General features: G+C 48.8%; 10 protein-coding genes and 1 pseudogene. 4 read left to right on the plus strand and 7 right to left on the minus strand.

What is annotated here, in order from left to right:
- The 4 genes from Q1V74_RS08330 to Q1V74_RS08345 all read left to right on the plus strand — a co-directional run.
- Positions 1-262 (plus strand): ABC transporter permease subunit (locus Q1V74_RS08330; protein ID WP_300648074.1); only part of this gene is annotated, 262 nt, incomplete at its 5' end.
- 5 nt (positions 263-267) lie between these two features.
- Positions 268-1,647 carry an ABC transporter permease gene (locus Q1V74_RS08335; RefSeq protein ID WP_260649079.1) on the plus strand — a complete coding sequence of 460 codons (1,380 nt, stop codon included), beginning with the start codon at positions 268-270 and terminating at the stop codon, positions 1,645-1,647.
- Positions 1,640-3,241, plus strand: a complete 1,602-nt coding sequence (locus tag Q1V74_RS08340; protein ID WP_300648076.1) for an ABC transporter ATP-binding protein — start codon at positions 1,640-1,642, stop codon at positions 3,239-3,241. The genes Q1V74_RS08335 and Q1V74_RS08340 overlap by 8 nt, the downstream gene beginning before the upstream one ends.
- A 53-nt stretch (positions 3,242-3,294) precedes the next feature.
- The gene (locus Q1V74_RS08345; protein WP_300648078.1) at positions 3,295-3,732 is read left to right on the plus strand and encodes a DUF1178 family protein; all 438 of its coding nucleotides are present in this window, start codon (positions 3,295-3,297) and stop codon (positions 3,730-3,732) included.
- A 55-nt stretch (positions 3,733-3,787) separates the two neighbouring features.
- Here Q1V74_RS08345 and efp read toward each other — a convergent pair whose 3' ends face one another.
- From efp to Q1V74_RS08380, 7 genes and pseudogenes are all read right to left on the minus strand, one after another.
- Positions 3,788-4,342, minus strand: coding sequence for an elongation factor P (gene efp, locus Q1V74_RS08350; RefSeq protein ID WP_260649076.1), 555 nt, complete (start codon positions 4,340-4,342; stop codon positions 3,788-3,790).
- Positions 4,343-4,451: 109 nt separating this feature from the next.
- A complete protein-coding gene (locus Q1V74_RS08355; protein WP_300648080.1) occupies positions 4,452-5,480 on the minus strand; it encodes an elongation factor P maturation arginine rhamnosyltransferase EarP in 1,029 nt (342 codons plus the stop codon).
- 5 nt (positions 5,481-5,485) lie between these two features.
- Positions 5,486-6,682, minus strand: coding sequence for a DUF2863 family protein (locus tag Q1V74_RS08360; protein ID WP_300648082.1), 1,197 nt, complete (start codon positions 6,680-6,682; stop codon positions 5,486-5,488).
- 116 nt (positions 6,683-6,798) lie between these two features.
- Positions 6,799-9,381, minus strand: coding sequence for a bifunctional aconitate hydratase 2/2-methylisocitrate dehydratase (acnB, locus tag Q1V74_RS08365; protein ID WP_300648084.1), 2,583 nt, complete (start codon positions 9,379-9,381; stop codon positions 6,799-6,801).
- 105 nt (positions 9,382-9,486) lie between these two features.
- Positions 9,487-9,765, minus strand: coding sequence for a GNAT family N-acetyltransferase (locus Q1V74_RS08370; RefSeq protein ID WP_260649072.1), 279 nt, complete (start codon positions 9,763-9,765; stop codon positions 9,487-9,489).
- A gap of 39 nt (positions 9,766-9,804) precedes the next feature.
- The gene (prpC, locus tag Q1V74_RS08375) at positions 9,805-10,950 is read right to left on the minus strand and encodes a 2-methylcitrate synthase (RefSeq protein ID WP_300648087.1); all 1,146 of its coding nucleotides are present in this window, start codon (positions 10,948-10,950) and stop codon (positions 9,805-9,807) included.
- A gap of 102 nt (positions 10,951-11,052) precedes the next feature.
- Positions 11,053-11,407, minus strand: a pseudogene (locus Q1V74_RS08380) (malate dehydrogenase); the annotation flags it as partial.

Genomic DNA, 11,407 nt, shown 5'->3' on the forward strand with positions numbered 1-11,407 from the left:
TAAGCATCTGTTGCGTAATGCGCTTTTGCCCATTTTAACCGGCACGGTTTCAGCAATACCGCTCCTATTTATGGGTAGTTTAATTTCTGAGTCTTTTTTTGGTATTCCTGGCTTAGGCAGTTACACCATCGAAGCCATTAATGCTCAAGACTTATCCATCGTGCGAGCAATGGTGTTTTTAGGCTCTGCCTTATATATTGTGGGGTTGATTCTAGCTGATGTGTCGTACACCGTAGCTGATCCCCGCGTTCGCTTTGAGTGATGTCTATGCCTAAATTTATTCTGTTATGGACCGATATGTTTGTATGGCTGATGGTCGGTCTGGTGGCGGTGTATATCTGGCATGTGCGCCGTCATCCTGCTTTAGCGCGTGCCTGGCGAAGTGTGTTTTATACGCCATCGGCGTTAGCGGCGGCGATCATATTGGGTTTTTTTATCACTATTGGGCTGCTGGACTCGATACATTATCGGCCGGTATTGCCCGCAACAGAGAACCAGACTCAGGTACGCCATGCACCTGTGGCGCGCTCCGTACTGGATGATGTATTGGCTTGGGCGGCTTTAGCGAAAAAAGAGCGTAGTTACTCTGCTCCTTTGGCGACGCACTTGTTTTTTAAAGAGAGTCAGATTCAAGATGGGCAGGTGATACGTGATTTCCCGCGTTTAGAGCATGCTGCTTTGCAAATTCAAAATACAGAGCAACATCATTATGAGCTCATGCAGCTGGCGGCTTGGAGTGCGGCGGCTATTGTACTTATGGCCTTAGTTTTATATGGGCTGTGTCAGCAAGGAAGACGGCGTCATGCAGCTTTTCCGTGGCGCAGTTTATATTGGAGCTTAACGCTTTTGTTTAGCCTAATTATTGTGGTGCTGATTTATAGTCGCTTTTATTATGTATTAGGCACGGACCGATCAGGCAATGATGTGATTTTTCAATCATTAAAAAGCATACGCACGGCCTTAGTGATTGGGACGTTGACAACATTAGCCATGTTGCCGCCAGCTTTGGGTTTTGGGATCGCGGCAGGGTATTTTAAGGGCTGGGTTGATGATGTGATCCAGTATATTTATACCACGTTGACTTCCATTCCCGGGGTGCTGCTGATTGCTGCATGTGTACTGATGATGCAGGTCTATATAGATACGCATCCTGAGCTTTTTGATACGGTTGCGGCACGTGCTGACTTGCGTTTGGTGGTGTTATGTTTGATTTTGGGGCTAACAGGCTGGTCGGGTTTATGCCGATTATTACGCGCGGAAACCTTAAAACTGCGTGAACTGGAATACGTACAAGCGGCGCGCGCCTTTGGGATTAGCTCTTGGGGGATCATGCGGCGACACCTTTTACCCAATTTGATGCATTTGGTTTTAATTACCTTGGTGTTGGAATTTTCAGGCTTGGTACTGTATGAAGCGGTACTGTCTTATTTAGGCATAGGGGTGGATCCAAGCATGCCTTCTTTTGGCACCATGATTGATGCGGCGCGTTTGGAAATGTCGCGCGACCCCATGATCTGGTGGAATCTGACAGGGGCTTTTTTGTTTTTGTTGGCATTGGTTTTAGCGGCAAACCTGTTTGCCGATGCCGTACAGCGTGCTTTTGATCCTCGCTCACGTCGTATCGCTGTGGAGGTAACCCATGCTTGAGGTCACGAACCTGACTTTGCGGGTGGCCGCGACTGGGCTAAAGGCCGTTGATGGCATCCATTTTTGTGTTGCTAAAGGGGAAACCGTCGCTTTGGTAGGTGAGTCCGGAAGCGGAAAAAGCCTAACCGCTTTAGCGATGCTGCGGTTATTGCCTGCGGGCATACAGATCGAAGAGGGGCATGTCTTTTTAGATAAAACGGATCTATTTGCGCTCAGTGAAGCCCATATGCGCCGAGTTCGAGGTGGGCGCATGGCGATGATTTTTCAAGAGCCAGCGACCGCACTAAACCCGATTTTGCGAGTAGGCGATCAAATCATAGAGAGTTTACGTTTACATACCTCATATCGGGGGCGAGCCTTACGTGAGCAAGCCATTTGGTGGCTAGAGAAAGTAGGGATCGAGCAGGCAGCGCAACGCATTGATGACTATCCATTCCAGTTTTCAGGGGGGCAGCGCCAGCGCATTATGATCGCCATGGCACTGGCATCAGAACCGGATATCCTCATTGCCGATGAGCCAACCACCGCCTTAGATGTGGCGATTCAAGCGCAAATTCTAGAGTTGCTCGCCCAAATACAAAAAGAACTCAACTTAACGGTGCTATTGATTACGCATGATCTAGCGGTGGTTAAGCATGTGGCGGATCGAGTGGTATTAATGCGCGAGGGCAAAATCGTAGAGCAGGCGACTACAGAGGCTTTTTTCCAGCGCCCTAAACATCCTTATGCTAAACAGCTTTTAGATGCTGTGCCTAGCTTTGCCAAAAGACCACAAAAAGCCCCGACAGAAACCAACCAAGCCCTGCCTTTGTTGCAGGTTAATAATCTAAGCGTAGCCTATAAGCAAAAAAAGCGTTGGTTGGCTCCCCCTGCTTTGACACCGATTGTGAAGGATGTGAGCTTTGATCTCTATAAGGGCGAAACCTTAGCTTTGCTTGGTGCATCGGGGTGTGGAAAAAGTACGGTAGCCAAAACCTTAACGCGGTTATTGGATGATCAAACGCAAATAAGCGGGCGGGCACGTTTACATCACCAGGATTTGCTTACGTTACAAGGGGCTGCCTTAAAGCCACAACGACGAGCACTACAAATTGTGTTTCAAGATCCGTTTGCCTCGTTAAACCCTCGTATGACGGTGGGGGAGATCCTGGCCGAGGGGTTGATCAGCTTGCGTCCGCATTTATCTGCTGTGCAGCGTCAACAGCGTATAGAGCATCTTTTGGATGTGACGGCTTTGCCTAGAGACAGTGCCCAGCGTTATGCGCATGAGTTTTCAGGTGGACAACGTCAGCGTATTGCAATTGCTCGTGCTTTGGCTGTTGAGCCAGAGGTATTAATTTGTGATGAGCCCACTTCGGCACTGGATGTCTCGGTGCAGATCCAAATCTTAGACTTACTATTGGATTTGCAACAGCTCACGGGCTTAGCATATCTTTTTATTACCCATGATTTTAGTGTTGTGGAATATATTGCGGATCGTGTAGCGATCATGCACGAGGGGCGTATTGTAGAAAAGGGGGAAACCAAGCAGGTGTTGTTGCAACCGCAGCACCCTGTTAGCCGGCGCTTAATTCAGGCTGTGCCTAAGCTCTAGGGTGTTTTTCTTTGTTAAAATATACCATTTGGTCTTTATAAATATAGTCGTGTATGGCATTAAAAGTATTTGATTTGCAATGTGAGTCGGGGCATCTCTTTGAGGGCTGGTTTGCATCGCATGAGGATTATGATCAGCAAGTGGCCAAAGGCTGGCTAAGCTGCCCGGTGTGCGATAGCAAGACAATTACAAAAAAACTCTCGGCTCCACGTTTAAATTTACGTCACGCTTCTGCAGCAGAGGCGGCTCCCGCCAAGGTTGATGTAGCAACCATTCAGGCCAAGCTTCTTCAACAACTCAAACAGGTCATCAAAAACACAGATGATGTGGGTGATAATTTTGCCCAAGAGGCAAGAAAAATGCACGAAGGAGAAAGCCCTGAGCGTGCCATACGCGGATCAGCAACGGTAGAGGAATATCAGTCTTTGCGCGAAGAGGGGATTGCCGTATTACCTATACCGGAATTTTTGGATGAAGATAAATTAAATTAAAAAAGCCGTCGTGATAAGACGGCTTTTAGGGATACCCCACTATCGTGCACAGGGGTTAAACGCGACTACGGTATTCGTTGGTGCGTGTATCAATTTCGATTTTGTCACCGATCTCGCAGAACATGGGGACAGAAATGGTGTAACCGGTGGCAAGACGCGCAGGCTTCATGACTTTGCCCGAGGTATCACCGCGTACTGCTGGCTCGGTGTATTCGATTTCACGAACAATGGTAGTAGGCAGCTCTAAAGAAATCGCACGGCCCTCGTAGAATACGACTTCGGCGGTCATACCGTCCTCGAGGTAGTTGAGCGCATCGCCCATGCTATCGGCTTCGATTTCATACTGGTTGTAGTCGGCGTCCATGAATACGTACATGGGGTCCGCAAAGTACGAATAAGTACATTCTTTTTTCTCAAGCAGAACGATTTCAAATTTTTCGTCAGCTTTGTGAACGGCTTCGCTGGCGCTGCCAGTCAGCAGGTTTTTGAATTTGAGTTTTACAACAGCACTGTTGCGACCCGATTTGTTGTATTCGGCACGCTGCACCACGAGCGGCTCGCTGCCCATCATTACCACGTTACCAACGCGTAATTCCTGTGCGGTTTTCATAGATATAAAAACTCCAATGAATAAAGCTCCGCACGCAATAGGCACAAGTATTGGCTAACAAAACCACCCAATGGGTGTTGTTCTTTGCTAAAGCGGAGTGGAAAAAAAGTTATTTTACCTTGTTCTGAGCAATTTGCGAACAAAAAGCCACCAATTGTCGAGCTAAATCCGTTTGTTGTGCTAAATCAGAAGCGTATTGCCGACACTGTTGCTGCCATGTTGGGTATTGATCTAAGGCCATGTCTAGGGCTGAAGCCAGTGGCAGGCTCTGATTCCACGCCTCGATAAGCTGTTGGATGGTTGGCGTAAAAGGCGTGCGTTCTAGCCAGGCTTGGAGCTTAATTAAATGGGTGTTTTCCTCTTGAAGATAAGGTTGCCAAATAAAGGGTTTGGCGGCCCAGATCGCTCGCACAAAGGAATCTTCGCCACGTACAATGTTCAGATCGGCCAGATCGAGTAGTTGATCAAATTGTGCTTGTGCTAAATAAGGTAGCGTATGCACTGCTAAACCTGCCGGTGCAGGCACGGCAGGGGTGGTTGCCGCGGTATATACGGTCCATGATTCTGGGCGTTGTGCCAGTGCTTGATAAAGCATGGAAATTGGCGCATTTGGATAGCTAAAAACAAAAGCAACGCGATCTGAGCGTGGGGCGGGCACGCCAATGTCCTCCCATGAGAATGGCGTAGTCTGTTGAAAGGGGCGTAGTAAGCCCCCCGTGCGTGGTGTAAAGCCTGGAAAAAAGAAATACTTATCGACCCGATTGGGCTGGGGCGAGGGCAAACCATGGACGGCTTCGACCCACTCTTCTGCACTCAGGTATTCTAAATTTACCCAGACGCTGGTGTGGAGTGGCATCTGTTCGATATAAGGGGAAGGCAGATCACAGCCAAAGCTTTCAATCACCCATTGCGCGGGGCTAAGCGTATGCGCTTGATCCCAATGAAATATTGTGATGCGGTGATAGCTTTGCACCATTTTGTGGGGATTAATGAGAGGTTCAATGCGTGCAAAAGCGGCAAGGTCGTCAATAAATAAGCGTACGGGGCCATAATCAGAGAGCTGTCTGACTAAACGCCAACAAACACCAATATCGCCGTAGTTATCGACGACACGACAGAAAACATCAATGGAGTACATAGAAACTAGTGCAAAGCATCAGGGGTAAAGTGTAAATCCTCGGGTAGGTAGGGGTGTTGTAGTTCCCCTTCGGTCGTAGGAAAAGACGGCGCCTCGCAGTCATCACAGAACTCGGGGGTAAATAATCCGGCTAAAAATAAAATGGATTCTACACCTAGCTCAGTTAATAAGTTTTGGATTTCTGCGGCATTATCTTGATAATGTGGGCTAGAAATATCCACTTCTTCTTTGCTAAAAATAGGCCAAACACAGCCGTACAAGATTTCTTTTTGATCTTGCACACTTAGGCCGATGCGAAACTCTTCGGTGTGATGATCCCCACAGCGAGCAATGGTTGCCGTCAAGTCTTTGGGGTCTTTGTGCATGACGGTGGCCAGCCACTGCACCGCCGCTTTAAGCGCTAGCGGTCGCATGTATTTATCACTCATCCGATTATTATAAAAATACCCGTTAGGGGGTAAGTAGTGACTTTGGCAGCCAGCGAACATGGTGCTTAGAATCGCCTCACATTGTATTTGCCATTGCTCTTGTGCGCAGCGCATGGCTTGAACGGGATCAGACTGTTGTTGCCAAGCAAAAAGGGGGGAGCCTACAGGAACCGCAATTGCACTGACGATAAATTTTGTATCTGCCAATAAGTTGATACCGTCGTCACGCTGGTCGATTTCGATGGTGGCAGGCTGGGCAGCTAAGGCGAGTTGTCCTAGTTGCTTACATAAGGCTTGAGTTTGTGCAAAGCTTTTGGGTAGCTGATCAAAACTAAGTAGCTGACCTAATAGCGCCACTTTTGCTTGGGGGCTTGCATAGTCTTTGACAAGACTAAGAAGTTTTTCGTGCTGAGTATGGCTTAGGATGCCTTCGGGCAACTGGTAACGTGTCCATGTGGTGATGGGAGCCGTAACAAGGAGCACATGGTAGTCTTGGCCTTGATGAGAGAGAACGGCGCTCTCCGCAATGGACTCAATCAGGCTTGCTAGGATGTCGTAGAGATCCGATTGGGATGTGGTAGCTAGATAATCCAAAAGCTGTTCGAGGATAAGACTATCCACATCATTGAGTAAAAGCTGTACGGTTTGATTAAGCTGATCTTCCCAAAATTGGTCTTCTAGGCGCGATCCGGAATGATTGAGTGCTTCGATTAAGTTCAGCAAATCATGTGCTTTATGATGGAGCACAGAGGAAGAGTCGGTAGAGTCAGCCATGAAGATTCCTAACAGAACAAGCAAAACCTACAGTGTACCTGTACTACATGCTTGTGGCGATAAAAAAACCCCTTGGGGCCGAAGCAACCAAGGGGTAATCACAAAACAGAAGGAGATTATTCCACGCTGTCAGCGATTTCTTTGAATTCTTCGATTTGGTCGAAGTTCATGTAGCGATAAATGTCATCGCTGTTGGCTTGGAGAATGCCCATATCAGCCAGATATTCTTCTTTGGTGGGGATACGCCCTAAACGAGAACAAATAGCTGCCAGTTCCGCTGACCCTAAGAAAACGTTGGTGTTTTTACCAAGGCGGTTAGGGAAGTTACGGGTACTGGTCGACATCACGGTAGCGCCCTCACGTACCTGGGCTTGGTTACCCATACAAAGTGAGCAGCCTGGCATTTCCATACGAGCACCGGCTACGCCTAATACCCCATAATGGCCCTCTTCGGTAAGCTGGGCTTGATCCATTTTGGTTGGGGGCGCGACCCAGAGACGGGTTGGGATATCACGCTTGCCTTCGAGCAGCTTGGAGGCGGCACGGAAGTGACCGATGTTGGTCATGCAGCTACCAATAAAGACCTCGTCAATGGGGGTACCCGCCACGTCTGAGAGGGTTTTGACGTCATCGGGGTCGTTCGGGCAGGCCACAATTGGCTCGTGGATTTCTGCAAGATCGATTTCGATAACAGCCGCATATTCGGCGTCGGCATCAGGCTCAAGAAGCTGTGGGTTTTCTAGCCACTCTTCCATGGCTTTGATGCGACGGCGTAAGGTGCGCTCGTCTTCGTAGCCATTGGCAATCATCCATTTCAATAGCGTGATGTTGCTGTTGAGGTATTCGATAATTGGTTCTTTGTCTAAGCGTACCGTACATGCGGCGGCAGAGCGCTCAGCAGACGCGTCGGAAAGCTCAAAAGCCTGTTCGATTTTGAGATTGGGTAAGCCCTCGATCTCAAGAATGCGACCAGAGAAAATGTTGACCTTGCCGGCTTTTTCTACAGTGAGTAGGCCTTGCTTGATGGCGTAGTACGGAATGGCATTGACCAGATCACGTAGCGTAACGCCAGGCTGCATTTCGCCTTTAAAGCGTACTAATACGGACTCGGGCATGTCTAAGGGCATAACACCAGTTGCCGCAGCAAAAGCGACCAAGCCGGAACCAGCAGGGAAGCTAATCCCGATTGGGAAGCGGGTGTGCGAATCACCACCTGTACCTACGGTATCAGGTAGCAACATGCGGTTGAGCCAAGAGTGAATAATACCGTCACCTGGGCGTAGCGATACGCCACCACGAGTGCTAATGAACTCGGGTAGCTCATGGTGCGTTTTCACATCGATGGGCTTGGGGTACGCGGCCGTGTGACAGAAGGACTGCATCACTAAATCGGCGGAGAAGCCTAAGCATGCTAAGTCTTTGAGCTCGTCGCGTGTCATTGGGCCAGTGGTGTCTTGGCTCCCTACGGTGGTCATGCGTGGCTCACAGTAAGTACCGGGGCGTACGCCTTGGCCTTCGGGTAGACCACAGGCACGACCTACCATTTTTTGCGCTAAGGTAAAGCCTTTGCCTGTATCCACAGGGGCTTGGGGCAGACGGAAGAGGTCGGTAGGACCAAGACCTAGGGCTTCACGAGCACGAGTAGTTAAACCGCGACCAATAATGAGGGGGATACGGCCACCGGCACGGACCTCGTCAAAGAGTACATCGGATTTGACTTTGAATTCGGCGATGACTTCGCCGTTTTTCAAAGCTTTGCCTTCGTAAGGGCGTAATTCGATCACATCGCCCATTTCCATTTGAGACACATCCAGCTCGATGGGTAGAGCACCGGCGTCTTCCATGGTGTTATAGAAAATAGGGGCGATTTTACCGCCTAAACATACACCGCCAAAACGTTTGTTGGGTACGTAAGGAATGTCCTCTCCGGTAAACCACAAGACCGAGTTGGTTGCGGATTTACGAGAGGAGCCAGTACCGACTACATCACCCACATAGGCAACAATATTGCCTTTGGCTTTAAGGGACTCGATTAATTTGATCGGGCCGACTTTACCTGGCTCATCGGGTTCAATGCCAGGGCGTGGGTTCTTAAGCATGGCAAGCGCATGCAGTGGAATATCAGGACGGCTCCAAGCATCAGGGGCGGGTGATAAATCATCGGTATTGGTTTCACCCGTGACCTTGAATACCGTAATGGTTAGGCTTTCTGGGACCTCGGGACGAGAGGTGAACCATTCACCGTCGGCCCAGCTTTGTAGAATTTCTTTGGCGTATTGGTTGCCTTGATCCGCTTTGTCTTTAACATCGTGGAAAGCATCAAACATTAATAAAGTATGTTTGAGACCCTCGGCAGCAACCGGAGCTAGCTCGTCATCGTCAAGCAACTGAATGAGAGGCGAGATGTTGTAACCGCCTAGCATGGTGCCGAGTAATTCGGTAGCGCGTTTTTTATCAAATAGTGGGTTAGTTTCAGAGCCAAGAGCAACTGCCGCTAAATAGGAGGCTTTGACTTTAGCAGCATCGTCTACACCGGCAGGAACACGGTGTGTGAGGAGCTCAAGTAAGAAGTCTTCTTCGCCCGCAGGAGGGTTTTTAATGAGCTCGATTAAATCAGCGGTTTGTTGCGCAGTAAGAGGAAGCGCAGGGATGCCTAACGCAGCGCGTTCGGCAACGTGTTGGCGGTAAGTTTCCAGCATGTTGCAGGCCTATTTAGGTAAGTTGAATAAACGAAGCGATAGTGCTTGCCCTTATTGTAAGAGTAACTGTAGGGCGGTGCAACAGTCTTATATAAGACATAAGACTTATTGGGCTAACAGTGATTGATATTCTGGGTGACGTTGAAAATACGTTGCCGTATAACTACATACGGGGTTGATCTTGAGTTCATTGTTTCTGGCAAAGGCAAAAGCGGCTTCGGTTAGTTGCCCGGCTATACCTCGTCCACCTAAGGCTTTGGGGACAATGGTGTGGGTAATGGCCATAATATTATCTTGAATTTGATAATCGAGATGGCAAAGCAGTTGGTTCTCGTGGTATTCGAAACGGGAGGCCTCGGTATTATGCTGAATATCAAGTTTCATAAGCACACCTTAGAAAATGGCGGCCAGGCCGCCGTAGCGTTATCGTTGATGTAAAGGCGTAAAAGCACGTGGCTCAGGGCCGGTATAATTAGCGGTAGGTCGGATGATTTTACCGTCAGCGCGCTGCTCTAGAATATGCGCTGCCCAGCCCGCTGTCCGTGCTATCACAAAAAGTGGGGTAAACATAGAGGTCGGCACCCCCATACGATGGTAAGCGACGGCAGCATACCAGTCGAGGTTAGGGAACATCTTTTTCTCATTCCACATTAGCTGCTCAATGCGCTCAGCAATTTCAAAAAGCGTCATGTTTTGGGATTTGCTCGAAAGCGATTGGGCAACCTCTTTGATTACCTGATTGCGTGGGTCTGATACGGTATAAACTGGGTGCCCAAAACCAATAATGACTTCTTTGTTTTGTACACGAGCGCGGATATCGTTTTCTGCCTCGTCGGCGCTGTCGTAGCGCTGTTGGATTTCAAGCGCGACCTCGTTGGCTCCCCCATGTTTGGGGCCACGTAATGCGCCAATAGCACCAGCAATAGCGGAATACATATCTGAGCCTGTGCCTGTGATGACACGGCTGGTAAAGGTAGAGGCATTAAACTCGTGCTCTGCGTAAAGGTTCATGGAAACATTCATGGCATGAACCCACTCTTTGCTTGGGGTTTTTTGATGCAGTAAATGTAAAAAATGCTCAGCCATGCTGTCATCATCGGTTTGCACGTCGATCATCTCACCGCGATGACTGTAGTGGTACCAATATAAAAGAGCGGACCCTAATGAAGCCAGAAGACGGTCGGCAATATCGCGAGCTTCGGCAACGGGTTGTGATTCTTTTTCTGGGAGTACGCAACCTAAAACCGACACGGTCGTACGTAAAACATCCATTGGGTGACTTGCCGCGGGTAGATATTCGAGCACTCGTTGTAAGTCGTTGGGTAAACCACGTAGGCTGGCTAGCTTTTGTTTATAAAGGGTTAGTTCGCTGGGGGTGGGGAGTTTGCCATAAATCAGCAGATAGGCAATTTCTTCAAATTCGCAGCTGGGAGCAAGCTCTAAAATATCGTATCCGCGATAAAACAGTGCATTGCCACTAGAGCCCACAGCACTAAGTGCCGTATTGCCGGCTACGATACCGGACAAGGCAACGGATTTTTTAGGGCGGGGGGTCATTTCTGTTGTCATTGTCTCTCCTCCTGATAGAGATAACTAATAGATATCTCGTTTTATGCTATAGAAAAAATGGATATAAAAAAAGCCCGAATTAATCGGGCTTTAGTTGTAGCATTAAGCGAGCAAGTCTTTAATGCCGTCGCGTTCTTCTAAAAGCTCGTTGAGCGTATGATCCATGCGCTCACGAGAGAAATCATCGATCTCTAGTCCTTCTACGAGCTTGTATTCGCCATTTTCAGTGGTTACGGGGAAGCCATAAATAATGCCTTCGGGGATGCCGTAGGAGCCATCAGAAGGTACACCCATGGTTACCCATTTGCCATTTGAACCTAAAACCCAATCACGGATGTGATCAATGGCGGCGTTAGCTGCTGATGCGGCAGAGGATAAACCGCGCGCTTCAATGATGGCAGCACCACGCTTGCCTACCGTTGGGATAAAGGTGTCTTTGTTCCACGCCTCGTCATTG

The sequence above is a fragment of the Paenalcaligenes sp. genome, assembly GCF_030152715.1.
Taxonomy (GTDB): Bacteria; Pseudomonadota; Gammaproteobacteria; order Burkholderiales; family Burkholderiaceae_B; genus Paenalcaligenes; species Paenalcaligenes hermetiae.

Coding starts and splice junctions, on each gene's coding strand:
- Q1V74_RS08370 (WP_260649072.1), bottom strand. CDS start 9,765: ATGAAACTTGATATTCAGCATAATACCGAGGCCTCCCGTTTCGAATAC.
- acnB (WP_300648084.1), bottom strand. CDS start 9,381: ATGCTGGAAACTTACCGCCAACACGTTGCCGAACGCGCTGCGTTAGGC.
- Q1V74_RS08340 (WP_300648076.1), top strand. CDS start 1,640: ATGCTTGAGGTCACGAACCTGACTTTGCGGGTGGCCGCGACTGGGCTA.
- prpC (WP_300648087.1), bottom strand. CDS start 10,950: ATGACAACAGAAATGACCCCCCGCCCTAAAAAATCCGTTGCCTTGTCC.
- Q1V74_RS08360 (WP_300648082.1), bottom strand. CDS start 6,682: ATGGCTGACTCTACCGACTCTTCCTCTGTGCTCCATCATAAAGCACAT.
- Q1V74_RS08335 (WP_260649079.1), top strand. CDS start 268: ATGCCTAAATTTATTCTGTTATGGACCGATATGTTTGTATGGCTGATG.
- efp (WP_260649076.1), bottom strand. CDS start 4,342: ATGAAAACCGCACAGGAATTACGCGTTGGTAACGTGGTAATGATGGGC.
- Q1V74_RS08345 (WP_300648078.1), top strand. CDS start 3,295: ATGGCATTAAAAGTATTTGATTTGCAATGTGAGTCGGGGCATCTCTTT.
- Q1V74_RS08355 (WP_300648080.1), bottom strand. CDS start 5,480: ATGTACTCCATTGATGTTTTCTGTCGTGTCGTCGATAACTACGGCGAT.